The sequence below is a fragment of the Pseudomonas sp. Je.1.5.c genome (genome assembly GCF_051129895.1).
Taxonomy (GTDB): domain Bacteria; phylum Pseudomonadota; class Gammaproteobacteria; order Pseudomonadales; family Pseudomonadaceae; genus Aquipseudomonas; species Aquipseudomonas urmiensis.
In genome coordinates, this window is record NZ_JBCPSP010000004.1 from 1 (window position 1) to 25235 (window position 25235).

The following is a 25235-nucleotide window of genomic DNA, read 5'->3' on the forward strand; positions in this document are numbered from 1 at the left end:
TTGGTCCGCTACAACCTGAAGCGCCTCCACAGCTACAACGGTTATCAAACCCCGGTAGCCATGGAGAAAAAGCTCAAGGATGCGGCATGAAACCTTAACTGGTGTCCAAAATAAGTTGACCAGTTCACTATACCGAATCGCGTTCGGAGCATGGCCTTGAATGAACAAAGTGCAGCCCATCCGATAGGCGGTTCAGAGGGCGCGATTGTGGATGGTTGCGCCTGCCCCATGACTTCCATAACGGCTGAGCAACACGTCGCATTTGTGCTACTTGGCCGCCTTATGACTTTAGGTTTAAAGTCAACTTCAAGGTCAATAGATTTTTCAGGGTGGGTTATGAGAATAGGCGAACTGTCGAAAATCAGCGGGTTGGCGCCGTCACGCATCCGGTTCTATGAGGCGAGCGGCCTGATCAGGTCCGTCGAGCGCAAAGCAAATGGCTACAGGGACTATGCGCCTGATACCGAGTGGGTTCTGGAGATCATCACCGGAGCGCAGGCGGCTGGTTTTTCATTGGAAGAAATCCGGCAATTGATGCCAATGAATGCCAGCGGCTGGCAGCACGATGAGTTGCTCAGTGGGCTCAAGCAAAAGGTTGAGGAAATCGGTGTTCTACAGGAACGGCTAGCCCAGAACAAAGCGCAACTTCTGCTCGTCATCAAGGGCATCGAGGGTAAGCCCGAAGGCATGGCGTGTGCGGACAATGCGCAAATGCTGATAAATCGTTTGCGTGAAGAAGGGGGTGGCCAAGCTTCCGGCAAGCGTGCGGTAACGTCTTCCACGAGAAAAAACGCCCGCCAGGCTTCCCGGGCCTGACAGGCGTAACAGGTTTCAGCGCTCGCCAACCAGAGTGGCAAGCGGTTTAGGCGCGTAGAGCGCACTCTGGAACTCAGGCACGTATTCGTACTTCATCATTTTCCCGAGTTTCAGGGCACGGAGGTAATTCGACAGGCTGCCGTCACCCAGGGTAAGGGTGGCCGAATCCGCATCGCGGCTGGAGCCGTGGCTGAGCTGGCGGGAAACAGCGTACCCATAGGCCAGTCGGCCCTGATGATCGAGGTTGGTGAAGCTGCTGGTGACGATATCGACATCATGCGAGAGGCCATTGAGCTTCTTCGCTTTGAAGGACACATCGACCTTGCCGGTCTGGCTGTCGGTGATGTCATAGACTACCGATTGCTCACCTTCTTTGCGGTCAATCCCGGTCAGCCATTTCGGCAGGTTATAGCCGACGACACCACGAACCCGCGCAAGCTCTGTATTGACAGGCAGCTTGAGCACATAGCCCCAGAAATCGCCAGACATCGACTGGCCAATCAGCGTGAACGGCCCCAGATTCGATTTGCCGGGCTTGTTGGTGATAATCGACACGGCCACTTCGTTATAGGCGTCGTTATCGCAATGTTCATACGTGTACGCGGTGAATGCTATCAAACCACGGCCCGGCCAGACTTGTAGGGGTTGCACGGTGGCCATTACTTCCGGAGGCATCAGGGCCCGCAGTGCGTCCAGATCGGCTGTATAGACCGCCGTAACGCGACTGTTCTGGTAGTAAAAGTTCGGGGAGTATGACTCGAAGCCAATGTCGACCTTGTGCTTTTCCAGTCCTTTGAACCAGCTCAAATCAACATCCGGCAGTTCTGCTGCAATCACTGACAAGGGCGGATTCGAGCGATAACGGTCGTACAGGCCGCCCTTGACGACCGGCACTGTGTGGCCTGCGATATCGATTGTGTTGGTTTCAGTCGGGCTGAGCATTTCAGGCGTCCCCGCCAACACAGAGTTGGCAATTGAGCTGAACAGCAATCCTGTTAATACGGCGCTTGCGAGTTTCAATCGGTCTTTCTCCGCGAGGTGGGAACTACTTCAGGGTTCAGCGAGTTACGTTTTCGCCAGAGAGCAACGCCATCACGGCTTCAGCTACAGCTTTGGGCGATTGAGGGTTTTGGCCGGTGACAAGCCTTCCATCCGTGATGGCAAATGACGTGAATGGCAGCCAGCCCTTGCGGTATCGCGCACCCTGGCTCACCAACTTATCCTCAAGGAAGAAGGGAACCTGGCTTTTCATGCCGGAGAACAGCTCTTCGCGATCAGAGAAACCGGTGATGTTCTTGCCCTTGATGATCAACTGGCCTTGTTCATCCTTCAGATCCAACAGACCCGCTACGCCATGGCAGACGGCCGAGACGATGCCACCTTGGTTGTAGATGGTTTCGGCGACACGCCGCAGGTCGGGATTATTGGGGAAGTCCCACATCACTCCATGGCCCCCGGTGAAGTAGATGACGCCGAACTGGGACGGATCGATATCGGCGATCGGCAGCGTGCTTTGCAGGCGAGCGCGAAAGACCGGGGACTGCAAATGCTCTCGGGCGGCCTTGTCCATGTACAGCCAACCTAGGCTGCGCTCGTCCAGTGGCACCGCTCCGCCTTTGGGACTGGCAAAAACTGTGCTGTAGCCAGCCGCCTCCACTACATCGGTGAAATGCGTTAGCTCAGTCAGCCACAACCCCGTGGTATCGGTTCGCGATGGATAGCTGGCGTGATTGGTCAGAATCACCAGAATTTGGCGATTCTTGGCAGTCATTGTGGAAGGGGCGGTGTCAGCATTTGCAAATGTCATGAAAGCGCTACCTATCAATACCAACGCATAAGAAACAAAGGTCTTGAGCATCATCCGGGTTCCATCAATCAAGCAGGTCAGCGCATGCTCACCTTAAACCTCGCTTTAAGGTCAATCCCCACTACTGCAAATAATTTCCGTCCGCAGTTGCTCACTTCCGCTTGACCCTCAACCTGACTTTAACGCTAGCGTCTGACACTGATTGGGCAAGGCAATAACGCACGTCATCAATACCGTCAGGAGCAATGCATGGGTCAGCAAGACAACCTGGATATGTTCAAATGGATGATCTATGGCGCCAATGGCTACACCGGCGAGTTGATCGCTCGTGATGCTGTTAAGCGTGGACTTAAACCTGTGCTGGCGGGACGCAACCGTGACAAGGTCGAAGCCCTGGGTCGGGAGCTGGGCGTTGAAACCCGAGTGTTCGGACTGGACGATGAAGTGCGGTTGCTGGCTCAGATCAAAGGCCATGGCTTGGTTCTGAATTGCGCAGGGCCGTTTTCAGCGACCGCCACCCCTATGATGGAAGCCTGCTTGCGCGCCAATGCCCACTACCTGGACATCACCGGCGAAATTGCCGTATTTGAGCACGCCCAGTCCTTGAGTGAACGGGCGCGCGCGGCGGGTGTGGTCATTTGCCCCGGCGTCGGCTTCGATGTGGTGCCGACTGACTGTGTCGCCGCTGCATTGAAAAACGCACTGCCGGATGCAACGTATCTGGCGCTGGGGTTTGATTCGCGCTCAAGCTTTTCACCCGGTACTGCCAAAACTTCGATTGAAGGCATGGCGCAGGGCGGCAAAGTTCGTCGTGACGGCAAAATCGTCTCAGTACCGCTGGCGTATCGGGTACGGCGTATCGACTTTGGCGCCGGAGAGAAATTGGCCATGACCATTCCTTGGGGCGACGTTTCCACAGCTTGGCATACCACTGGTATTGCCAATATCGAAGTGTTTATTCCAGGCTCTGCGGGGATGATTCGCGGCGCCAAATTCGCCAATTTCATTCGTCCACTGTTGGGTTTGTCCTTCGTGCAGAGCCTGCTGAAGGCGCGCATCGGCAAGACAGTAGTCGGCCCGGATCAGGAAAAGCGTGCCGATCAAGGCACCTATGTATGGGGTGAGGCTAGAAACGCTCGCGGCGAATGCAAAGTCGCACGCGTGCACACCGCAAACGTCTACAGTCTGACGGTCGACGCAGCCTTGGCTGTGGTCGACTACCTGCTACAGATGCGCCCAGCTGGCGGCGCCTACACACCCGCTCGGTTGTTGGGCGCCCATATGGTGACGCGCTTGCCAGGGTCTGGCGCGTTGAACATCGACTGACCTTGAAAAAGGTATTGACCTTAAAGTTTACTTCAAGCTTAAGGTGGCCTCATCTCCAGTTGAGGACTGCTCGATGAATGTGTTCAACACCCTGATGCTTCCCAACGGTTCGACCATCAAGAACCGAATCGCCAAAGCCGCCATGGAAGAGAACATGGCGGATGCTGACCAGGCACCCTCCGAAGAACTCATGCGTCTCTATCAAGCATGGGCCGACGGTGGTGCAGGCCTGATTATCACCGGCAACGTGATGGTCGACGGCCGCGCCATGACCGGGCCGGGTGGCGTGGTGTTGCAGGACGATCAGCAACTGGACAAGTTCAAGCGCTGGGCGCGTATTGGGCGATCTAGCGGTGCGCAGTTCTGGTTGCAGATCAATCACCCAGGTCGGCAGATGCAGTCCAATCTTGGGCAAAAAACCTGGGCACCGTCAGCCGTGCCGCTGGAACTGGGTAAAATGTCCAAGCGTTTTGCCACGCCTCACGCGATGACCGCTGGCGTGATCGAAGAAGTCATTCAGCGCTTTGCGAACACCGCACGTCTGGGCGAACAAGCCGGATTCACCGGCGTGGAAATCCACGCTGCCCATGGCTATTTGTTGAGCCAGTTTCTTTCGCCGTTGACCAACCAAAGGACGGACGAGTGGGGTGGTTCTCTAGAAAACCGGGCACGCCTGTTGCTCGAAATCGTCAAGGCCGTCAGGGCTGTGATTTCTGCGGATTTTGCAGTGGCGGTCAAACTCAACTCCGCCGATTTCCAGCGCGGAGGATTCACCGCCGATGATGCGAAAAAGGTAGTTGAGTTGCTCAACGACCTGGGCGTGGACATGGTGGAGTTGTCGGGAGGCAGCTACGAAGTACCCGCCATGCAGGGTGACGCGCGCGATGGTCGCACCCTCGCTCGCGAAGCTTATTTCCTTGAGTTCGCCCGTGATCTCCAAACCGTCGCCCAAATGCCGGTGATGGTCACCGGCGGTATACGTCGCCGCCCGGTGGCCGAAAGCGTCGTGCAGAGTGGTGTGGACATGGTGGGCATCGGAACGGCGTTAGCCATCAATCCGCACTTGCCTCGTGATTGGTTGCAGGGCAAAGAGAATGCCCCTCAATTGCCGCCGATCACCTGGAAAAACAAAGCCATCGCATCCTTGGCGAACATGGCAGTAGTGAAGTTTCAATTGCGCAAACTCAGCCGGGCTAAAAAGCCCGATCCGAGCGTTTCACCGTTGCGCGCGCTGATCCTGCAACAGCTCTTCATGGCCTTTCGCACTCGCCAGTACCGGAAATGGATTGAAACGTCTGCGCATTACAAAGGCCTGGGAGACGCAAGATGACCGTCGCTGTAGAAGACTCCCCAGTTATCGACATCGCCAATACGCTCGATCAACAAAGAAGGGCATTCCTTAACGACGGGCCACCCGGCCACAAACGACGCAGGGCCAACCTGATCAAATTGCGCGCGGTGGTGCTCGCTCACAGGCGTGAAGTAGAGGATGCGATCAGTACTGATTTCGGCAATCGCTCCAGGCATGAAACCGACATCATGGAACTGCTTGGCGTGGTTCAGTCCATTGACTACTTGTTACGACACCTGCGCCGTTTCATGAAGCCCGAACGTCGTCATGTCGCGGCGTTTCATCGCGCCGGCCGCGCCTATGTGGAGTACCAGCCTAAAGGTGTGATTGGAGTCATGGCGCCTTGGAACTACCCGTTCTCCCTAACCTTCATCCCATTGGCAACTGCGCTCGCGGCTGGCAACCGGGTGATGATCAAACCCTCCGAGCTTACGCCACGCACCAGCGAATTGATTCAGCGCATGCTGGCGAGCTGCTTTTCTGCCGATGAGGTAGCAGTGGTACCCGGCGGCCCTGAGACAGGCGCCTATTTCAGCAGCCTTCCGTTCGATCACCTGCTGTTCACCGGCAGCACTCAGGTAGGTCGAATGGTAATGCGCGCCGCCAGTGACAATCTGGTACCGCTGACCCTTGAACTGGGCGGCAAGAGCCCCGTGGTCTTGGCGCCAGGCCATACAGGGCGTAGCGCATTGGAAAGCATCGTCTTCGGCAAATTATCCAATGCTGGTCAGACCTGCGTTGCACCGGACTACGCCCTGGTTCATGAAGACGACCTGGGCAAGTTCATCACCCAATACCGCGACGCTGTTGCCCGTACTTATCCGCAAGGCCCAGCCAGTCCCGATTACACCTCGATCATCAGCGACAGGCATTACATGCGGTTGCATATGCTCATCAAAGACGCGCGCGCAAAGGGAGCAGACGTGATCGAGGTAGGAGTGACCCCAGAGCGTGCGACAGAGCGAACGCGGACATTGGCTCCGGTGTTGATCGTGGGAGCCGAAGACGATGCATTGGTCATGCAGGAAGAAATCTTCGGCCCACTGCTACCGGTTCGCACCTACCGCTCTCTCGACGAAGTAATTGACTACATCAACGCCAGGCCGCGTCCACTAGCGCTTTACTATTTCGGCAATATGGATGCCGATAGCGAGGCTGTGCTCAAGCGCACCACATCCGGGAATGTCGGCATCAACAACACTCTGCTGCACGTTGCTGTGGATGATCTACCATTCGGCGGCGTAGGGCCGAGCGGTATGGGGGCCTACCACGGTATCGAGGGGTTTCGCTCCATGAGCCATGCCAAGGGAGTATTCGTACAGGGTCGCTGGAGCCTACCTAGCCTGCTCAGAGCACCTTTCGGCAAACTGGCTAAATTCGCCATAGCAATCACGCTTCGGGCGCGGCCATAACTCCGAGTCGAGCGGTAGAGAAGTACACCAGCGCCAAGCTGTTTCAGTCCGTTGGCAGACAAGCTCCGCGACGAGGCATCTGGGCATCGTGGGCAACAACACGCCAGTGTGCTTCATTCGTGATCAGATAAAGCGCACTTTTGGCTGATTTTTGCCTGTCACGAAGGGCCGCTTCTGGCCGATTGCTGCCCTGCACGAAGGGCCGCTATGGGTCGAAAGCGGCCGGTCACCACTGTCCTCTGTCGACCCTAAGCTGCCCTTCACGAAGGGTAGGAGTCGACCCAATGCTGCCCTCTGGGAAAGGTGTCTCCACGCTGATCAATAGTGCATAGTGGCGACAGTGGTTCGGATTCAAAATACCGCCTCCGTCGACAGACTCCGGTGGACACGCAGTCAAATGCATCCACTATTAAATCTCCATGCCCCAATTGCAGAAACTTCTATGCATGAGCCATATTGAGGTGTTAGGTATTGGTTGGCACACTGAAGTGTGCCACTCTGATCATCACCGGCTGATTTCAGACTGTGAGCATAAAGTGCGGGCCAAGTCCATCAACTAAAAATATAATTGACACCTGACATGCGGTGTATGCGTCAGCTTGCTTCATTTGCTCTTTAATTGTGTTGTATACCTGCTCGCTGGCTTCGTGTCGTTGCGCGTCGATGTCACCTTTAGGCAGGGTGAGCGTTCCGCTAAATGCAGTTTCAATCCCTTCGGTTTTTACCCATCCGAGGACATCCATTTCGGCAATTTTTCGACGGCCGCGATCAGCTATCACTCTATCTTCATCTAAATACGCGGTCACGGTATATGTCATCAGAAAATTACGCTTCACGCTCATTTCGCGTTATCTCTTTATATATTCAAAATCTAAAACACTTATTGGCCGAATAGTTTCTACACTCGGATTACCGAATGCCATTAACGCCGACCGGATTGAGTGGGTTCGGCGCTGCCGCAAAGCTACCGTTTAAAGTACCGTTACGTAGCGGCAGCGTCTTTCTCAGCTAGTTTTCTCTTCCGGGGCGTTAAACAACGTACCAAGGCGATTCATGGTTTCCATAGCCGCCTCAACATGAGGTTCAGCTCGGTACCTGCAGTAGCCGGCGGTACTCATAGATTTCAGTTTACGCCCGCGCTCATATGCGATGCTTAGATGTACATCATTCTTTAGGCTCTCGAACTCCTCAGTTGGGACTAATTTGTGCTTATTGTTTAGGTTTCGCAACGTGTCGGTAACGTCTATGGCGAGGCCGGTTTCTTGGACGGCTATCATATCCAGGGCAATTTTTTTGAGCGCGCTATCAAGAAACGCACCTTTCAAGTTTTTCACTTTTCACTCTCCGCGAGGTTCAATGGCTTGTTGTGCTCACGCGTTACCGGTGCGGCCAAGCGCTGGTGACCGCGAGCTGAGGTATGATGCCGCCACCTAGGTAGGTCGTCTCGCCGGATTTTTAAGGAGCCTCTGTCATGGACCGATCGCATACAGCATTCCCCACCATCACCCTTCCCTCAGTGGATGGATTCGTCGAGAGGATCGGCGACATCTTCTGCGTAGGACGCACCCAGTCGGAAAAGCTATCTCTCGCTCGCAGCTACGCCACCAAGCAGGATCGCTATCAAGAGCTGATCAAGGGACGCAATTCGCTTCTTGACGCTATGATCGGACGCTCGATTTACGAGACCGAAGAAAACGTTGAATTAAAAAGCATTCTCGAGCGCCATTTCGGCCACATGCAACAATTGGTATCTTGGATTCGCTCAAGTCCTGTATATGAGAGCGAGACCCAAGGAGAAGTTAACCAACAGCTAACGATTGCGTTTGCAGCTCCTCAACTAGCAATGCTGCTGAGCCAAATTGAGCCCATGCTAAAAGATTTTAGCCCATTAAAACATGTAGGTGATTGTGTTAGCTTAATTGCTCATGCGAACAACGAACCTATTCGAGCCTGCCAGATAGCATTTCGAGATTTGCTAGGCCGTGCACTAAAAGACAAAAAAGCACCAGACCTTAGCATTAGAAAGAGCCTTAACTCTCTTGATTTTAAAACCTCAAAATTCACCGCCACGCAAATTTCCGAACTTATAACACTGGATCGAGAGCTTGTACAAATCTTAGACTCTGAGGAGCGAAAGAAGCTAGTCGACACTTTGGCAGGATTTTACTCAGCAACGATGGCACTGAATCGGCTAAAAAAAATAATGGACGGCTGGTCGCCGGATGCTTTTTCAGAGTTTGTTGCCGAAATGTCTAAGTTTATGTCGATATATAGCAAAATAGACAGTGACAACGTGCTAGCAATTTTCAATGATCAGCTACTCGGTGAGCTCTATGGTGCTGAAGATCCTAGCAAATGTCTGAATTTTACTCCCGAAACGTGCAGCCCTTACATTAATATACTCAGCCTGAGTAGAGCTTTCTCACCACCTAGCGGAATCAGTGGTCTAGTTAAACTCCTAGAGAAAGGAGCTCTAATTTCGGATAGCCGCGAACACTTTAAAAGATTGCAGCTCACCCTGCTTAATCTTAAGCGAAGGCCATTTTTTGAGGGGGCATCTAATTTCTTAGATGGGATATTGGCTTTATATGATGAGGATAGGGAGCGCGCTCAGTCGAGCTTTCAAAATTGCTTAACTGCCGCACGTCGTTGGCCCCTCGGCGTTCTAGAAAACCAGGCGGCGCTTTTTTGTATTGGTCTAGCCATGTCGGATGATCCGGGACGATCAGTAGCAAAAGTAAATCCGCTTCTGGCCATCTATTTGGAAAGTATGCCTCAGCTGTATACCATTCAGTTAGCCAACTTTACGAATGACATTGTTGATTATAATATTAAGAGGGCGCTTACCGAATACAATCGGTACTGTCTCAAGCTAGAGCTTGACCAGGAATTTATCTTCAATCCTTTAGAGAATATTGAAAAATTCTTTAAGAGAATATTTAGCTGGATCGACGAGAAGGGATTGGGCGATGAGGACACTAATATTGTTGAGGCAACTCGGGAAGTCGCTAACAAACGTGACATACAGCGTGTGCGTCCCTATCTGATATCTGAAAATAGTCTTATCGACTGGCTAACCTCCGATTCACCAGCCGGAGCGTTTGATTTTTTTCCGACTCCTGAGTCCCTCGAAATAATCCCTAACGTGTGTCGTTTATTTAGTAGGGGATGCCACTATCCTTCCCTTATTGCTCGCGAGCTCAATAAAAAAATGAGCGAGTAGTCATGCTTTACTTCGAAGGATCTGATCGTTTCTTATTCCGTAGGCGCTTTCGAATGGACACTTCTGGCCATTAGTTGCCAGTCGCGAAAGGCGGCTATGGGTCGATAGCTGACGGCCCGGGTGACGATATCGCCCCATAGCTGCCCTTCACCAAATACAGATGTCGGCCAAAAGCATCCACTTACTTCTCTTGAAGCTGGATCTACTTCCTGATTTTTTTTAGAAACTTAGTAGATACATACCCGTCTACCAGAAATCCTTCATGCTCATATCTGACGTAGAGCCAAGTACGGTCTTCCTTCCCCAAGACAACTACAGGAGCATATTTGGGCAGAGTTAAAATCACATCCGATTTCATCCCGGGTGCTACTCTCAGCCGAACGCTAGAACCCGTGACAAGACGAACATCTCCCGGCTTGCCAGCGAGGTTGGAGCTTATGAAACGCCTTAGGTTGGCGAAAGAATGCGTTTGCGGCATGCGTGCATTTATATCTACCAAGCCCGTTCGTATGGCCTCCCAATTAGCCAGCACAGTCAACATCGGCGCGATGCAAATCAGCCATAAATATAATAGCCAAGTAGGTATCTCAGAAAATTTTCGCCAGGTACTAGTGTCGGGATATATTTCTACGGTAAACAATTCTGCCGTCGATACCGTATTTTCAGTGCCAGCAACAACTGTGCCCGGCCTGCCCGCTGATCCGTGTACATCTTCGTTCTTATTAGAGCGAGCGACAAGCTCGCCTACCAGAACGTCGAAAGTCAGACTTGCAGGTAGCGTCTGTTGAGCGAAGCGGCTCAAATGAATGTTGTTACTCCAAGCTTTGGCCTGTTCAGCGATTTGCTTCAGTTGTGCACTGTCACCGAAAGCCTTAGCCTGTTCGGCGATCTGCTTCAGCTGAGCGCTGCCACCGAAAGCCCTGGCCTGTTCAGCGATCTGCTTCAGTTGAGCACTGTCACCGAAAGCCTTAGCCTGTTCGGCGATCTGCTTCAGTTGAGCGCTGCCACCGAAAGCCCCGGCCTGTTCAGCGATCTCCTCAGTTGAGCACTGTCACCGAAAGCCTTAGCCTGCTCGGCGATCTGCCTCAGTTGAGCGCTGCCAACGAAAGCCCTGGCCTGTTCAGCGATCTGTTTCATTTGAGCGCTGCCAACGAAAGCCCTGGCCTGTTCAGCGATCTGTTTCAGTTGAGCGCTGCCATCGAAAGCCCTGGCCTGTTCAGCGATCTGTTTCAGTTGGGCGCTGCTGCCGAAAGCCTTGGCCTGTTCAGCGATCTGTTTCAATTGAGCGCTGCCATCGAAAGCCCTGGCCTGTTCAGCGAACTGCTTCAGTTGAGCGCTGTCACCGAAAGCATTGGCCTGTTCAGCGAGCTGCTTCAGTTGAGCGCTGTCACCGAAAACCTTGGCCTGTTTAGCGAGCTGCCTCATCTGATCACCGCTAATGGGGTCACCATTTGAACCTGAGGGAGATGTACGCTCATCGACCATTTCGTTCATGCCAAGTCGCTCGTTGGGAGTCGTAAGAGCCTACGGTATCGCAGATCATTCATTTTTCGTAGACGGATATAAAGTGTCCGCTATGGGTCAGAAGCGGCTGGTCGTGAATGACCGCTATCGACCCATAGCGGTCCTTCAGGAAATTGTCTTGGAGAGCCGTAGTACCTTAGTACCCCACCTATGCCGGAAAGGAGAGCTAGCGAGCGAAATCTACGAAGGCAGTACACGCCGAATTTAGCGGCACACAGTTCCGGCTAAGCCACCTGTTGCTGCCATGCCTGAGGCGTTAGGCCTTCGGATTTCATAAACGCTCGGCAGAAATGTGGCTGATCGTAGAAGCCGCACTCTAGGGCGATCTCGGCGAGCATCATCGTCGATGTCTCTAGCAGTTCTTTACTCTTCCTCAGCCGCTGCTCACGCAACCACTGCTGAGGAGAGACCTGTGTGGATTCCTTGAACCTGCGCGAGAAATAGCTGCGCGACAGTCCGCATGCTTCCGCAAGTGCGGTGACCGAAATGCCGATATCCAGATGATCCAACATCAGCTGCTTGGCCGTTTTGACTTGCCATGGTTTAAGCCGCCCCGTCGACTTAATCGCGACGTAGGCTATAACGATGCCTTTAGCACTGTTCATGGAGATCAATTCGTCCTGAAAAAATCTGAAGATGAATTGATCCGGGCGGCACTATTCGGTGAAGCATCTTCTGAAGCTTCAAGCACTCCGTCATGACTGATCGCCCGGATCGGTTCGTTCCGGCCCCGCTTGTTGAGCATAAAATCAACTTTGGGGCTGATCAGGTCTCAGATCGATGCGGCCTCGGGCGCCAAGGTAGGGCCGTGCTGAACACGCTCTGGCGCTTTGTGCACCATGGTGTAGGCGTAGTCGACGCCCATGCCGTAGGCACCCGAATGCTCTTTGACCAGTTCCATGACCGCATCGTAGGTGTCGCGGTTTTTCCAGTCGCGCTGCCACTCCAGCAGCACCTGTTGCCAGGTTACTGGCACTACGCCCGCCTGGATCATGCGCTGCATGGCGTAGTCGTGTGCTTCCTTGGTCGTGCCGCCGGAAGCGTCGGCAACCATGTAGATCTCGTAGCCCGCATCGTGCATGGCGGACAGTGCGAAGGTGGTGTTGCAGACCTCAGTCCACAGGCCCGAAACAATGATCTTGTTCCGACCGTTCTTTTTCAGCGCGTCGCGAACCTTCTGGTCGTCCCAGGAGTTCATGGAGGTGCGCTCCAGCAACGGCGCATCAGGGAATACCGCGAGCAGTTCGGGGTAGGTATGGCCGGAGAAACTCTCGGTTTCGACCGTGGTGAAGATGGTGGGGACATTGAAGATCTTGGCTGCTTTGGCCAGGCCCACGGTATTGTTCTTCAACGTCTGCCGGTCAATGCTTTGTACGCCAAAAGCCATCTGCGGTTGCTGATCGATGAAGATCAGTTGGCTGTTGAGCGGGGTGAGGACTTCAGTGTGTGGATTGCTCATTGTTCTTCCCTTTTGTTGAACGGTGGCGAGAGTTTCCCCGGCGGGTTGTCGCCGAGTGCCAGCACAAGATAGCGAAACACTCAGCGAAACGGTGGCGCATTTTTGCGCTCTTGAGGGAGCATAACTGCACCACAGGTAGCGTCCAATCCGGTGCTAGGATCTCGGCCAGTCGGATCACGTCGATCCATTTTTCGCCAAGGAGAATCCAATGGCCGCTTCACGACCTTTCAACGACGACACCGCCTACTGGGGCGTTCCATGGGAAGAGGGCTACGGCTATCCGCAGGCGCGGCGAGTCGGGAACGAGATTTTCATCTCGGGGCAGTTCAACCATGACGAAGAAGGCAACCTGGTAGCGCCGGCGCCACTGGATGCTGACGGTCGTCCGAGCGATTTTTCGTCAATGGGCGAACAGATGCGGGTTTCCTACGACAACATTGCCAAGTTGCTCGCCCTGTATGGCGCCACGATGCAGGATGTCGTTGAGGAAACGCTGTATGTGCTGGACATGGACGCTGCTTTTGCGGTCGTCGGCAAGGTGCGTAAGGCAGCTTACGGCACAGAACGCCCGCAGGCGGCCAGCAATATCATTGGTGTATCGCGGCTCGCCCAGCGTCCCCAGCTGATTGAGATCGTGTGTCGAGCTGTCATCGGCGCCCACGCCAAATGAACGGTGCTCCCGGTTTCCGCTATGAAACCGGGATGGCCTGCTGACCTTCGACCAGCGGTTTGAGGTCGGCCACGGCAGCGGCGCAGAACGTCATGAATGCTTTCACCCGCCAGGATTTCCTGATGTCCTGGTGGGTAAGCAACCATAGCTCATCCTGAAGCTCCTGAACTACTTGGCCTGCCCGAACCAATCCTGGGGTAATGTCGCCCAGCATGCAGGGGAGGAAGCCAAAACCGAGACCTGCTGCAATAGCCGCGCTCGCAGCCGCCACGGAATCGGTGCGGTAGGAGATGAACTCAGAGGGCACCCGACATTCGACGTAGCTCGTTGCCTTCAATCCGCACAGGCCTCCCGAGTAGGATACCCACGACTGCCCCTCAGCGAAGGGGTCGGCAATCGCTGCCTGCTTGACGCTGCGATACGGCGCCCAGGCGATGTTGGCGAGCTTGCGACCCACTAGGGTATCTGCCGGTTTTTTGGTCGCACGTATCGCAATGTCCGACTCGTCCCTCGCCAAACTCAACGTCTGGTTGCCGACTAATACCTCAACGGTGATCCCCTCATTGAGGGCTTTGAAGTCCGCGATGATAGGCGTTAGAAAGTACAGCAGCAGCGAGTCGCTGGTGGTGATTCGCAGTTTCCCCAGCGGGCCTTGGCCGGCGCGAGAAACCCTGCGGGTGACACTGACGATGTCCAGTTCAACGCGCTCGGCCAGTGCACGCAGTTCGGCACCCTCGGCAGTCAGAAGATACCCCGCCTTACGATGATCGAACAGCGCGACCCCAAGCGTCTTCTCAACCTGCGCGACCCGGCGCGAGACGGTGGACACATTGATGCCGAGCTTCTTGGCCGTGGCCGCGCGGTTGCTACAGTCACTCAGCGTTTTGATGATACGCAAGTCGTCCCAGGAAAGCTGGCTTACAGCTTCTCCGGCATCCCATTTCGGTCCATTAGAATTCGATTGGATCGGCGAGACACTTCCAGGTGAAGGATTCACGAAAATCATTCCAGATGAGGAGGAGCAATGATACGAGAAGGGGATTAGTCTGCCCACCATTCTGGGAGTAAGTCACACTCATTCAATCCGAGACATATGCCAGCTTATTTTGAACGCAGTCAATCGCGAGCGTCCGCCTTCGACCCATTGCGGACGTCCGTCAGAGACTGCTTTCGGCTCATACCCGTCGTTCAGAAGGGGCCGCAAAGGCCTGAAACAGACTGTAGGCAATACTAGGGCGGTCTCTGAAGTACTGCGTTTGCATGTTGAGTCATAGGTCATCACGTTTTAGCGGCAGGTTTGAGTCGGAAGCTGACGCCCATACGGTTAAAAGCGTTCATTGCGGCAATGGCCGCTGTCAGGTCGACAAGGTCCTTTTCGGCAAACATTGCCGATGCTGCTGCGTAAGCTTCGTCGGATACATGTGTCTCGCTTACCCGCGTCACTTCTTCTGCCCAGGCCAATGCTGAGCGCTCCTGATCCGAGAACAAATAGTGCGCTTCATGCCATACTGGTACTAACAGCACTTTGTCCACTGAAATACCTGCTTTGATCAGATCGCGTGAGTGCAGATCGATGCAATGGGCGCAGCCGTTGATTTGAGACACCCTGAGAAACACGAGGTGAATCAACGGGGCTGGCAAATTTGTCGCGGTGGTCACGAAATGATGCAGCCCGCCAAGGGCCTTGGCTGCACCAGGCGAAGCTTCAAACCAATTGAGTCGACTCATGATTTCTTTTCCTGTCTTTGAGCAATGAAGAGGGTGACATGCGGATTGCCGCTTGACGGCACACCGCCCAGCTAATGTGCAAACCTATACGCTTGAATTCGATGATGTTCTTAAAGCGGGCTGCAGACTTGATCCACACCATGGCTATCCCTACCAAAGAACGTCTGCACCTCACCGTACCCTGTTTCCCTCCCAGTATTCAGTGACTCCACACCCTTGGCGGTACCTTCAACGGTGAAGTAGTACACGTGATTGAGACCGATGGTGGCGAGGACGGCGGACAGGTAGGGTCGCAGAAAGTCGGGTTGACGGGCATGCTGGCCGCTGATGTAGCCCCCGCAAGCTATTGCGACGTAAACCGGACGATCCGTCAGCGATCCGACTTTGCCTTTGGCGGTGCCCAGAAACGTTTTGCCCACGCGTACCACCTGGTCGATCCACATCTTGAGTGGGGCGGGCACGCTGTAGTTGTGCATCGGCGTGGCAATCAGCAGTACGTCGCATGCCTGCAGTTGGTCGATCAACTCGTCGGAACGGCTCAACGTACCCTCCTGACCGCTTGCTATGACTACGCGCTGATTGGCTAACGCCTGGGCGTAAGGCGCATCGACTGGGGCCAAGGAGTTGAGGTCTAAATCGGTCAACTGGATACCCCTTCTGCCGGCCTGACTGGCCAAGGCAAACAGGATCTGCTGGGACAGTTTCAGACTTTCCGAATCCTCTGCATTGGGGCTGGCGACCAGGCGAAGAATGCGCAAAGGAGCAAGTGGCTGTTGTGACGATGTCATGAGGTTCGCCTCCTTGGATGTGCGTGCGGGTTATGGCGTATCGAACTGTTTCTGAAAGCGCAGTGCACCCGTCAACAGGCCTTCACGGAAGTAGAAGCGTTGCGCGCGGGCGTTGGCCAAACCCGTGTCGAGCACCAGGCGTGCACAACCGCTGGCGCGGGCCAGTCGCTCCAAGGCTTGCAATAAGCGCGAGCCCCACTGACCTCCCCGCTGAGCCTCGGCGGTTACAAGGTCATCGACATACAGGAATGCGCCGTAGACCAGGTTTTCCTGTAAGCGGTAACCAGCCAGTGCCACAAGAACGCCTAAGTCATAAGCACCAATCAGGCGATAGCCTTCAACGCGCATACGCTCGATGCGGCTGACGAAGTCAGCTTCGCTCGTCAGATGAGGGCGCAATTGCTGCATTACCGGGAATGCGCTGCAGAGGTCATGGGTGCTGTCCAGGGGGCGCAGGGACGTGTCGGCCAGGTCGAGCACGCTGGGTATGAAGTTGTGCAAAGGGGATGTCATGGGAGTTGCCCTCATGAGTAGGTGATGGCGCTATATTGGACTACCATTGACCCACTTGATTGAGCCAAGAAATGGGATATGAACTAGGCCATGATGACCTCCCCTAAGCCGCCTTTTGCTCCCTTGGAAGAGCAGTCTGCCTTGCCTCTGTATCGTCAACTGTACGACCGCGTACTGGCCGCCGTTGCCGCAGGCACGTTGTCCCCCGGTGACCGCTTGCCGTCGGCGCGCGCCATGGCCAAGGAGCTGGGGGTGGCCCGTGGCACCGTCGAATTGGCCTATTCGCTGCTGGCCAGCGAGGGTTACCTCCTGGCGCTCGGGCAGAAAGGCACCGTAATCAATCCTGAACTGCAGAAGCCCGTGTCGGAGGCCACCGCATTACCAGTCAGCAGCCAAGTGATCGAAGACGCACCTGATTCGCTCTGGCGTCCACCGCAGCTGTTGCCGTTCCAGATGGGGGTACCGGCGCTGGATGCATTTCCGCGCAAGATATGGGCGCGTCTCGGTGCTCGGTATCTCCGTGGGATGCGTCTTGGAGATCTGGACTATCCGGCACCCCACGGCCTGGCAGCGTTGCGCAGCGCCATTGCTTCGTATCTGCAGGTGTCCCGAGGTATCGATTGCGGTGCCCATCAGGTGTTTATCACCAGCGGTTGGCGCAATAGCCTGTCCTTAGTCGCACATACCCTGTTGCAGCCAGGCGAGTGCGCCTGGGTGGAAGACCCGGGCTATCCCACTACGCGCCAGGTGCTTCGCCAGTTCGGCCTGGACCTGGAAGCGGTGCCGGTTGATGCCGAAGGCATGAACGTAGAACACGCCATCGCGGGTTCTCGGACTGCTCAGGTCGTCATGGTGACACCAGGGCATCAGAGCCCGCTGTCGATGGCACTGTCGCTGCCACGCCGGCAACTGCTACTCGATTGGGCTGCCCGCACCGGTGGCTGGATTGTCGAGGACGATTACGACGGCGAGTACCGCTACGTCAGCCGTCCACTTCCAGCGCTGGCCAGCTTGGATCGCCATGGGCGCGTGCTGTATGCCGGCACCTTCAGCAAGGTGCTGTTTCCCGGTATTCGCCTGGCTTATCTGGTGGTGCCGCAGGCGCAGGTGGCAGCGTTCGAGCGCGTCGGCCGGGCCTTGTTTGCTGCCGGGTCACCGTCAATTACCCAGGCTTTGGTGGCGGAGTTCGTTGCCGAGGGACACTTCGCTCGGCATATCCAACGCATGCGCCGCCTCTACAACGAGCGACGGGCATTGACCATCGAAGCACTGGACCGGAGTTTGCCGAAGGGTCTGCAGGTGGAACGCTCGCCAGGCGGCATGCACTTAGTACTGCGTTTGCCGGAGGACGTAAGCGACACCGCCCTGGCCGAGCAGGTGCTGGCCAGGGGTATGTCGGTACAAGCGTTGTCGCGCTGGGCTGCGTCATCGCAGCGTCAGTCAGGTCTGCTTCTGAGTTTTACCAACTGCGCCACGACGGCTCCAGGCGAGCAGCTTGGCGCGTTGATCAGCAAGTTACTCAGTTGAGGTTGGCCTTGTTCAGGCCGAACAGCTCATCGGACGAGCCGGGGATCGCCTGGAAGGCCACATTGAGGCGATTCCAGCCATTGATGGCGACGATTAGGAACGACAAATCCGACAGCTCCTGCTCGGAAAACTGCTCAAGCGCACTCGCATACAGGCTGTTGGAGATACCATGAGGCGGCAGTTGGGTTAGGGCTTCAGTCCACTCCAGCGCCGCCCGCTCTACTGGCGAAAACAGCCCTGACTCACGCCATACGGCCACGTGGTGAAGACGCAGCTCGCGCTCGCCATGGATCTTGGCCTCTTTCACATGCATATCCACGCAGAACGCACAGCCGTTGAGCTGCGAAGCGCGCAACATGATCAGGTGGGCAAGATCGGCCAGTGGCGGTTTCTTGCTCAGTTGTAGGGTGAGTTCCACCAGTTTGTTGGACGCTTGGGGAGACAGCTTGAAGTAATCAAGGCGGTTGTTCATGGGTAGTTGCTCGCAGTGGGTGGAGTTTGTTGGAGCCCACTGTAGCAACGCTTGGAATAGCCCCACAGGGCCAAGATGGTAGCTTCGAACTAGGCCATGTCTGTATCGAAGTACGCCATGAACACCCATCGAGCGGTATGGTCGAAGGGGCGCTATAGGCCGTTCATTGCCCTCCGCGAATGGCCGCAATGGGTCGATAGCGGTCTGTCGCGAACGGCAGCTATCGATCCAAAGGGAAGCGGAAATGGATTGGGTGCTCGCGTAATCCTGAAATAGGGTGGACTATTCACACTCAAAATGGCGCACGAGCAGTGAGCAATTCATGGAGCGCAAAGCAATCTCGTCAGCCACCACTGATTGGGTCATACGAAGCACAACACCTGGCAGTGTAGAGCGCATCGAAGCATGGTTTGGCGGCCATGGCTACGACCCGCATCGGCACGATACCTATTCGATAGGCCGTACCCTTGCCGGCGTTCAGAGCTTTCATTACAAGGGCGCGCTGTGCCACGGCATGCCAGGCAACACGCTTGTGCTGCATCCCGACGAAGTGCATGACGGCATGGCTGGCACGGATGTGGGTTTTCGCTACCGGATGGCCTACATCGACCCGTCGCTGATACAGAACGTTCTCGGGGGAGAAGCGCTGCCTTTCATTGCTGGCGGAGTATCCTGCGACCCGCGCCTGTACCACGCCAGCGAGGCTTTCGTGCAGGCACTGGATCATCCTCTGGAAACACTAGAGGAACAGGACGCCGTTTATGACTTGGCAATGGCGCTTCGTGCAGTCGGCGGCAAGCCGCGTGGCCGCAAACGTCTGGATTACCGCTCTGCCGAGCGCGCCAGGGCGTTCATCATGGAGCATCTTCACGTGGGCATCACGCTGGAGATGCTCGAACAGGCGAGTGGGCGTGAGCAATGGAGCTTGTCGCGAGACTTTCGGGCCCTCTATGGCACCAGCCCATACCGTTTTGTCACGCTAAGGCGCTTGGACTGTTTCCGCAGACTGATTCTGGATGGCTTCACACTGGTCGATGCCGCCCTCGCCGCGGGCTTTCACGATCAGAGCCACATGACCCGGCACTTCACGCGCACCTACGGCGTGCCGCCTCTGCGTTGGCTGGAACGCTTACGCACTGTTCGCTAAGTTGCAGGATCGTACAAGAACAGCGCGCTTCCCGTTCGATACGCTGGTCACTCCAATTTAGAGAGGATCAGCTATGTCCAGCATGCATCAGCAATTGACAGCACAGCCTGTGAACCTGACTCAAAAAGCGTCTTTGATCGAGCAGCAATGGAGTCCAAGGGTCGTCGCGGAAATGAACGACTACCAATTCAAGGTGGTACGCATCGAAGGTGAATTTATCTGGCATTCACACCCGGAAACCGATGAAGCTTTTCTTGTGCTCGAAGGCCTCTTGCGCATCGATCTCCCCGAGGGCTGCGTTCATGTGAAACCAGGCGAATTGTATGTCGTACCACGTGGTGTTGAGCACAGAACGGCGGCACAGACGGAAACAAAACTGATGATGATCGAGCCGCGAGGCGTGTTGAATACCGGTCACGAAGGCGGGAAGCGAACAGCGCTGAATGACGTCTGGATCTGAGTCGACATCGACAGCAGTGGCTAGCCTCATCAGGGCGTGAGGCGGACACCTATTCGAGACGGGCCGTGTCATGCCCATATCGATGAGCTGGTCAAGACTGGCACCGCCTCGAATCGAGGTAAGCCGCGGCACTCAAACACCCAGAATCGATAAGCCGTCAGGGCGCTCTACTGGTCCACGTCGGATTTACTAGCGCTGTCAGTATCTGCCCCAGCGCTTGCAACGGTAGCCGGCAAAGTGCCTGCGCAACGCCCGAGCGGTCAGCGCGCTACCGCTGTTTGCGTTGCACGCGTCTGATGAACAGCCCAGCGACGAGCCCCAGCAGTGCCGCGCCGATGATGAGTGGTGCCTTGCTTTTATGGTTTGGCCAACCGCCCATGACACTTGGATCTTGCTCTTCGCGGTGCGTCAGCGCGGTTTCCGGCTCACGCTGCGGCTGGCCGTGCGTAGTCTGACTCGCCAGCGTGGCACGGGCCTCGATCCTTGAAAGATCAAGGCGCGTTCCATCTATCAGGGTCAGCTTCAGGTCGTCGAGGGTCCCGGCTATCCGATCAGGAAAAACCGGGTCTCCCTGGGCATCCAGGCTGTCGTAGATGAACTGCCTACCTTCGAGCCAGCCCACAGCGGTCAGCAGCTCGGGCCCTAGGTAGTACTTGCCGTCTAGGAAGAACCCCGGAAACTGATGGGTGCGCTCGATGTTATCGACGCAGTAGCGCTCCCCTGGTTTCATACCGGTCGCTTTATCGAGCATGGTGCACCCCTCTTCAGTAGGCGGCAGACATTGTTCAGCCCTTGCTGTGTTCATCCGAAGTCGGTCCGGTGCCGCGTTTGATCCCGCGTGGACCGGCGACACCCCAGATACCCAGGCCAACCAGGGGCAGCGCGAGAATCACCAAGGCCCAGAGCGCTTTGGTCGCATCGGATTTGTCGCTTCTGAACACACTGACGATGGCCCACAGGTCAACGAGCAAGACAATTGCCGCGACGGCAATCCAGTAGTACATGGCAAGATCTTTCATCAGCTGATCTCCTATGAGCTTGGCGTTACTGGGACTGCTTGCGGCCTGAAGCTGCGTGCAGCGGGCTGAGCGCGGAACCTGTGCCTTCGCCAGACGCCTGGTAACTCGCGCCCCCTGAACGGAAGGCCAGTGCAAACCGGCGAAAGTTCACACGAGGTTCCAAACGCCCGTCTCAGTCGCACAGGGGGCGAGTCAATCTGGGCTTAGCGCCTAGAGCACCTTGTCGAGGGTGATCGGAAACGCTCTTACCCGTATGCCGGTGGCATGGAAGACAGCATTGGCTATCGCCGCCGCCACGCCCACGATGCCAATTTCGCCCACCCCTTTGGAGCCCAGTTCATTGACGATGTCGTCCTGCTCTTCAACGAATATCACCTCGATCTCACCGCTGTCGGCATTCACCGGAATGTGGTACTCCGCCAGGTTGTGATTGAGAATGCGGCCCAGCCGATGATCGGTTAAGGTTTCTTCGTGCAAGGCCATGCCCAGCCCCCACACCACGCCGCCAAGGATCTGGCTACGTGCGGTCTTTGGATTGACTACACGTCCTGCCGCGATAGCGCTGACCACCCGGGTGACTTTGATCGAACCAAGCTCTTCATCAACCTGAACTTCGACGAATACCGCTGAATGTGTGGCAGTGGCGAACGGCTTGCGCTTGGCGCCCGGCTCGGCATCGACCTGTACTTCGAAAACACCATTGGGGGCGCTGGCGACGATGTCCGCCAGGGCAAAGCGATGATTGCCTGCGTGTAGGTAGCCGTCTGCGAACACGACCTGTTCCAGGGCTGTGCTGGCAACTGCGGGATAGGTCCTGCGCGCGTGTTCCAGCACTTTGCTCCGTAGCTCAAGGCAAGCTTGGCGCACTGCCGAACCGACCGACGACACGGTGAAAGAACCACCCTGAAGCGGCGCTGGAGGCAGCGAAGAGTCACCTAGTACGAACGTGACGTCCTGTAGTCGGGCGCCGGCTGCGTCGGCTGCGATCTGGGTCATGACGGTGTAGGTGCCAGTACCGATGTCGGTGGTGGCGCTACTGACGGTCAGGTGCCCCTGGGCATCGATGCGCGCCTTGGCGCTGGCTTTCATCTGCATCGCTTCCCAGACGCCGCCGGCCATGCCCCAGCCGACCAACTGCGTGCCTTTGCGCATGCTCCTCGGTGCGGCGCTGCGTCGGTCCCAGCCGAAACGCTCGGCGCCTTGGGTATAGCACGCCAGCAGTTGCTTGCTGGAGTAGGGTTTGCCTTCGTTGCCATTGCTGGCGGCAAAATTGCGTCGGCGTAGCTCGACCGGGTCGATCCGGGCGGCCCAGGCGAGTTCATCCAGGGCGCACTCCAGGGCGATCATCCCGGAAGCGGCGCCGGGTGCGCGCATGTCCAGCGGGGTGTACACATCGAGCGGAGCCAGGCGATAGCTCAGGGCAACGTTGTCACACTGATAGAGCATGCCGCTCCACTCGACCAGATGCTCGGTAAAGTCCTCGAAGCGTGATGTTTGGCCAAGTGCATCGTGGGCGATTGCCAACAGCCGGCCGTCCGCGTCTGCACCTAGGCGCAAACGCTGCTCGGTGCGGGGCCGGTAGCCGAAGCTGAACATCTGCTGGCGGGTCAGGGTGACGCGCACCGAACGCTGCAAGTGCAACGCCGCCATTACTGCCAATGGCAGCTGGTACTGCGGGCGCAAGCCTGAGCCGAACGCGCCGCCGACGAAGGCTGCCAGAACCCTGATGTGCTCCTTGGGCAGACCGAAGACCTTGTGCAGGTAGTCCTGGCAATTCTGCGTACCTTGGGTCTTGTCGTGAATGTGCAAGGTGCCGTCGGGGTTGTAGAACACCGTCGATGCATGCGGCTCCATCGGGTTGTGATGCTCGTTGGCCGTCAGGTAGGTGGCATCGATCTGCACTGGCGCGCTGGCGAACTGCCCGGCAAAGTCGCCACGCGGTTCAGGTGTTTCGGCGGGTGCCTGATGGGCTTGGTTGCGTACATTGAGCAAATCCGTCTCGTGGGCCTGTTCGACGTAGTGGATGTCGATCAACGACCCCGCGTACCTTGCCAGCTCGAGGCTTTGCGCGACCACCAGTGCCAAGGGGTGCCCGCTGTACAGCACCTGATCGTTGAACAAGGGCCGAAATGGCGAACCTTCGGCCGAGTCGGCGTCACTGTAATCGTCGTCGTAACTGGAAATGTGCGGACGATGACTATGGTCGAGCACTGCGATCACCCCAGGCACGCGCAGGGCCCGGGAACTGTCGATCCGCAGTACCCGGCCCCGGGCGATGGTACTGGATACCACGCTGCCATGAAGCAGGTCGGCCTCGGGATACTCGCCCGCATAGCGCGCCTGCCCGGTTACCTTGGCTACGCCATCCACGCGGTCCAGAGGTGTTCCGACTAGCACTTTGGTGTTCATGGGCGTGCCCCCCGCGCCGCGGCATCGAGCACAGCATCGCCCAGTGCCCGCACAATGGCCCGCTGCGCCAGCGTCACCTTGAAACCGTTGTGGCTCAACGGCGTTGCACCTTGCAGCATGGTTTGAGCCGCGCGGGTGAACAGCGCTTGTGACGGGGGTTGGCCGATCAGCATCCGTTCCACAGCCAGGTCTCGCCACGGCTTGTGCGCCACGCCGCCCAGCGCCAGGCGGGCGAGCTGGATTACGTTGTTGTCCAGGCGTACGGCAGCCGCCACCGAAACCAGCGCGAAGGCATAGGACGCGCGGTCGCGAATTTTCAAATAACGGTAATGGTCGGCGAAGGCCGGGGGCGGTAACTCAATGGCGACCACCAGTTCATCGACTGCCAACTGATTGTCGCGCTGCGGTGCGTCCTGGGGCAGGCGGTGAAACTCGGCAAAGGCTATCTGGCGTTTACCGGACCGCCCCTCGACATGGACCACAGCCTCCAGCGCTGCCAGCGCCACACACATGTCCGATGGATGGGTGGCGACGCAGGCATCGCTAGCACCGAGGATGGCGTGGATACGGTTCAGCCCTGTTCGCGCCGGGCATCCGCTGCCGGGGTCGCGCTTGTTGCAAGGGGTGCCAGTGTCATAGAAGTAGTAACAGCGGGTGAGTTGCAACAGGTTGCCACCGGTACTGGCCATATTGCGCAGCTGCGGCGATGCCCCCGCCAGGATGGCTTCGGACAACAACGGGTAATGCTGTTCGATTGTCGAATCGGCGGCCAGCTCGGCATTGCTGACCAGCGCGCCTATCAGCACACCGCCGCTCGAGGTTCTCTCAATGCGGTTCAGTCCCAGATGGGTGATATCAATCAGGTGCTCGGGGCGTACCACGTTCTCCTTCATCAAATCGACGAGGTTGGTACCCCCTGCAATGAATCGCGAAGAAGGATCTGCCAGGTTGACGGCTTCGCTGACCGATGCAGGCTTGTGATAGCTGAAAGGCGTCATGGCTGCTGGTCTCCTTGCGCTTGTGGCGCAGCGCGCATCAGCGGCAGCGCTTCTTGCACGGCGGCGACGATATTGCTGTAGGCGCCACAACGGCAGAGATTGCCGCTCATTTGCTCGCGGATGACATCTGGCGTAGCGGCATGGCCTTCACGGGCCAGACCCACCGCGGAGCAAATCTGGCCTGGCGTGCAGTACCCGCATTGAAAGGCATCATGCGTGATGAAGGCGCGCTGCATGGGATGCAGTTGGTCGCCGCTGGCCAGGCCCTCGATGGTCACCAGGTCGGCCCCATCGCACATGATGGCCAAGGTCAGGCAGGCATTGATGCGCTTGCCATCGCGCAACACCGTGCAGGCCCCGCACTGGCCATGGTCGCAACCTTTCTTGGTGCCTATCAGGTCCAGCTGTTCACGCAGCAGGTCGAGCAGGGTGGTCCAGGGATGGACCTGCAGCGATCGGGCTTGAGCGTTTATGGTCAGGTCGATGGGGTGCTGTTGGCCGCCTTCGGGAAAGATCTCGCTCATGGTAGGTTCTCACGGTCAGGGTTGGCACAGTCGGCTGCGTCTCTGTGGTGCGACCGACCCGA

General features: G+C 56.5%; 27 protein-coding genes and 1 pseudogene. 11 read left to right on the forward strand and 17 right to left on the reverse strand.

Features of this window, described 5'->3' with window-relative positions; all coding sequences use genetic code 11:
- Nucleotides 1-336: 336 nt before the first annotated feature.
- Nucleotides 337-816, forward strand: a complete 480-nt coding sequence (locus AAZU54_RS04730; protein WP_238215091.1) for a MerR family transcriptional regulator — start codon at nt 337-339, stop codon at nt 814-816.
- 15 nt (nt 817-831) lie between these two features.
- Here AAZU54_RS04730 and AAZU54_RS04735 read toward each other — a convergent pair whose 3' ends face one another.
- Both AAZU54_RS04735 and AAZU54_RS04740 read right to left on the reverse strand, forming a co-directional pair.
- Nucleotides 832-1758 (reverse strand): acetoacetate decarboxylase (ADC), encoded by a 927-nt coding sequence (locus tag AAZU54_RS04735; protein ID WP_405128995.1) that lies wholly within the window; start codon nt 1756-1758, stop codon nt 832-834.
- 115 nt (nt 1759-1873) lie between these two features.
- On the reverse strand, nt 1874-2677 hold the full coding sequence (locus tag AAZU54_RS04740; RefSeq protein ID WP_434726663.1) for a type 1 glutamine amidotransferase domain-containing protein: 804 nt from the start codon (nt 2675-2677) through the stop codon (nt 1874-1876).
- Nucleotides 2678-2872: 195 nt separating this feature from the next.
- On the opposite strand from AAZU54_RS04740, the gene AAZU54_RS04745 reads away from it, so the two are divergent.
- The 3 genes from AAZU54_RS04745 to AAZU54_RS04755 all read left to right on the forward strand — a co-directional run bounded on the left by AAZU54_RS04745 (nt 2873) and on the right by AAZU54_RS04755 (nt 6712).
- Nucleotides 2873-3949 (forward strand): saccharopine dehydrogenase family protein, encoded by a 1077-nt coding sequence (locus AAZU54_RS04745; protein ID WP_434726664.1) that lies wholly within the window; start codon nt 2873-2875, stop codon nt 3947-3949.
- Nucleotides 3950-4022: 73 nt separating this feature from the next.
- Nucleotides 4023-5279 (forward strand): NADH:flavin oxidoreductase/NADH oxidase family protein, encoded by a 1257-nt coding sequence (locus AAZU54_RS04750; RefSeq protein ID WP_434726665.1) that lies wholly within the window; start codon nt 4023-4025, stop codon nt 5277-5279.
- Nucleotides 5276-6712: a coniferyl aldehyde dehydrogenase gene (locus tag AAZU54_RS04755; RefSeq protein WP_434726666.1), complete on the forward strand. Its 1437-nt coding sequence runs from the start codon at nt 5276-5278 to the stop codon at nt 6710-6712. Before AAZU54_RS04750 ends, AAZU54_RS04755 begins: the two co-directional genes overlap by 4 nt.
- Before the next feature lie 518 nt (nt 6713-7230).
- Here AAZU54_RS04755 and AAZU54_RS04760 read toward each other — a convergent pair.
- Both AAZU54_RS04760 and AAZU54_RS04765 read right to left on the reverse strand, forming a co-directional pair.
- Nucleotides 7231-7554: a hypothetical protein gene (locus AAZU54_RS04760; protein WP_405128870.1), complete on the reverse strand. Its 324-nt coding sequence runs from the start codon at nt 7552-7554 to the stop codon at nt 7231-7233.
- A 162-nt stretch (nt 7555-7716) separates the two neighbouring features.
- Nucleotides 7717-8046: a hypothetical protein gene (locus tag AAZU54_RS04765; protein ID WP_129933803.1), complete on the reverse strand. Its 330-nt coding sequence runs from the start codon at nt 8044-8046 to the stop codon at nt 7717-7719.
- A gap of 137 nt (nt 8047-8183) precedes the next feature.
- Here AAZU54_RS04765 and AAZU54_RS04770 point away from each other — a divergent pair, with 137 nt between their 5' ends.
- Nucleotides 8184-9935 (forward strand): hypothetical protein, encoded by a 1752-nt coding sequence (locus tag AAZU54_RS04770; protein ID WP_434726667.1) that lies wholly within the window; start codon nt 8184-8186, stop codon nt 9933-9935.
- Nucleotides 9936-10137: 202 nt separating this feature from the next.
- Here AAZU54_RS04770 and AAZU54_RS04775 read toward each other — a convergent pair whose 3' ends face one another.
- Nucleotides 10138-10476 (reverse strand): SH3 domain-containing protein, encoded by a 339-nt coding sequence (locus AAZU54_RS04775; protein ID WP_434726811.1) that lies wholly within the window; start codon nt 10474-10476, stop codon nt 10138-10140.
- 261 nt (nt 10477-10737) lie between these two features.
- Between AAZU54_RS04775 and AAZU54_RS04780 the strand changes: the two genes are divergently transcribed.
- Nucleotides 10738-10980 carry a hypothetical protein gene (locus AAZU54_RS04780; protein WP_434726668.1) on the forward strand — a complete coding sequence of 81 codons (243 nt, stop codon included), beginning with the start codon at nt 10738-10740 and terminating at the stop codon, nt 10978-10980.
- Nucleotides 10977-11390 (forward strand): hypothetical protein, encoded by a 414-nt coding sequence (locus AAZU54_RS04785; RefSeq protein ID WP_434726669.1) that lies wholly within the window; start codon nt 10977-10979, stop codon nt 11388-11390. Before AAZU54_RS04780 ends, AAZU54_RS04785 begins: the two co-directional genes overlap by 4 nt.
- A gap of 293 nt (nt 11391-11683) precedes the next feature.
- Here AAZU54_RS04785 and AAZU54_RS04790 read toward each other — a convergent pair whose 3' ends face one another.
- Nucleotides 11684-12064 carry a helix-turn-helix domain-containing protein gene (locus AAZU54_RS04790; RefSeq protein WP_089230371.1) on the reverse strand — a complete coding sequence of 127 codons (381 nt, stop codon included), beginning with the start codon at nt 12062-12064 and terminating at the stop codon, nt 11684-11686.
- 167 nt (nt 12065-12231) lie between these two features.
- Nucleotides 12232-12918 carry a hydrolase gene (locus AAZU54_RS04795; RefSeq protein ID WP_084296595.1) on the reverse strand — a complete coding sequence of 229 codons (687 nt, stop codon included), beginning with the start codon at nt 12916-12918 and terminating at the stop codon, nt 12232-12234.
- A 208-nt stretch (nt 12919-13126) separates the two neighbouring features.
- Between AAZU54_RS04795 and AAZU54_RS04800 the strand changes: the two genes are divergently transcribed.
- Nucleotides 13127-13588, forward strand: a complete 462-nt coding sequence (locus AAZU54_RS04800; RefSeq protein ID WP_058133611.1) for a RidA family protein — start codon at nt 13127-13129, stop codon at nt 13586-13588.
- Nucleotides 13589-13607: 19 nt separating this feature from the next.
- On the opposite strand, the gene AAZU54_RS04805 is transcribed toward AAZU54_RS04800, so the two are convergent.
- From AAZU54_RS04805 to AAZU54_RS04820, 4 genes are all read right to left on the reverse strand, one after another.
- Nucleotides 13608-14594 carry a LysR family transcriptional regulator gene (locus tag AAZU54_RS04805; RefSeq protein ID WP_177408881.1) on the reverse strand — a complete coding sequence of 329 codons (987 nt, stop codon included), beginning with the start codon at nt 14592-14594 and terminating at the stop codon, nt 13608-13610.
- 272 nt (nt 14595-14866) lie between these two features.
- The gene (locus tag AAZU54_RS04810) at nt 14867-15316 is read right to left on the reverse strand and encodes a carboxymuconolactone decarboxylase family protein (protein ID WP_023532827.1); all 450 of its coding nucleotides are present in this window, start codon (nt 15314-15316) and stop codon (nt 14867-14869) included.
- 110 nt (nt 15317-15426) lie between these two features.
- The gene (locus AAZU54_RS04815; RefSeq protein ID WP_023532703.1) at nt 15427-16104 is read right to left on the reverse strand and encodes an FMN-dependent NADH-azoreductase; all 678 of its coding nucleotides are present in this window, start codon (nt 16102-16104) and stop codon (nt 15427-15429) included.
- A gap of 30 nt (nt 16105-16134) precedes the next feature.
- Entirely contained in the window at nt 16135-16617 is a 483-nt protein-coding gene (locus AAZU54_RS04820; protein ID WP_023532427.1) for a GNAT family N-acetyltransferase, read from the reverse strand.
- A 90-nt stretch (nt 16618-16707) separates the two neighbouring features.
- Between AAZU54_RS04820 and AAZU54_RS04825 the strand changes: the two genes are divergently transcribed.
- Complete coding sequence (locus AAZU54_RS04825) at nt 16708-18144, forward strand: PLP-dependent aminotransferase family protein (protein WP_033728313.1); 1437 nt, start codon at nt 16708-16710, stop codon at nt 18142-18144.
- Here AAZU54_RS04825 and AAZU54_RS04830 read toward each other — a convergent pair.
- Nucleotides 18137-18616: a carboxymuconolactone decarboxylase family protein gene (locus tag AAZU54_RS04830; protein WP_023532684.1), complete on the reverse strand. Its 480-nt coding sequence runs from the start codon at nt 18614-18616 to the stop codon at nt 18137-18139. The genes AAZU54_RS04825 and AAZU54_RS04830 overlap by 8 nt on opposite strands.
- 322 nt (nt 18617-18938) lie before the next feature.
- Here AAZU54_RS04830 and AAZU54_RS04835 point away from each other — a divergent pair, with 322 nt between their 5' ends.
- Nucleotides 18939-19763: an AraC family transcriptional regulator gene (locus tag AAZU54_RS04835; protein ID WP_186553326.1), complete on the forward strand. Its 825-nt coding sequence runs from the start codon at nt 18939-18941 to the stop codon at nt 19761-19763.
- 73 nt (nt 19764-19836) lie between these two features.
- Nucleotides 19837-20223: a cupin domain-containing protein gene (locus AAZU54_RS04840; protein ID WP_186553325.1), complete on the forward strand. Its 387-nt coding sequence runs from the start codon at nt 19837-19839 to the stop codon at nt 20221-20223.
- A gap of 424 nt (nt 20224-20647) precedes the next feature.
- On the opposite strand, the pseudogene AAZU54_RS04845 reads toward AAZU54_RS04840, so the two are convergent.
- The 5 genes and pseudogenes from AAZU54_RS04845 to AAZU54_RS04865 form a co-directional block, all read right to left on the reverse strand.
- Nucleotides 20648-20974 (reverse strand): annotated as a pseudogene (locus AAZU54_RS04845) (SDR family oxidoreductase); the annotation flags it as partial.
- 34 nt (nt 20975-21008) lie between these two features.
- On the reverse strand, nt 21009-21242 hold the full coding sequence (locus tag AAZU54_RS04850) for a PLD nuclease N-terminal domain-containing protein (RefSeq protein WP_186553324.1): 234 nt from the start codon (nt 21240-21242) through the stop codon (nt 21009-21011).
- Between the two features lie 210 nt (nt 21243-21452).
- The gene (locus AAZU54_RS04855) at nt 21453-23651 is read right to left on the reverse strand and encodes a xanthine dehydrogenase family protein molybdopterin-binding subunit (RefSeq protein ID WP_186553323.1); all 2199 of its coding nucleotides are present in this window, start codon (nt 23649-23651) and stop codon (nt 21453-21455) included.
- Nucleotides 23648-24649 carry an FAD binding domain-containing protein gene (locus AAZU54_RS04860; RefSeq protein WP_434726670.1) on the reverse strand — a complete coding sequence of 334 codons (1002 nt, stop codon included), beginning with the start codon at nt 24647-24649 and terminating at the stop codon, nt 23648-23650. Before AAZU54_RS04860 ends, AAZU54_RS04855 begins: the two co-directional genes overlap by 4 nt.
- The gene (locus tag AAZU54_RS04865) at nt 24646-25173 is read right to left on the reverse strand and encodes a (2Fe-2S)-binding protein (protein WP_186553321.1); all 528 of its coding nucleotides are present in this window, start codon (nt 25171-25173) and stop codon (nt 24646-24648) included. Before AAZU54_RS04865 ends, AAZU54_RS04860 begins: the two co-directional genes overlap by 4 nt.
- Nucleotides 25174-25235: the final 62 nt, after the last annotated feature.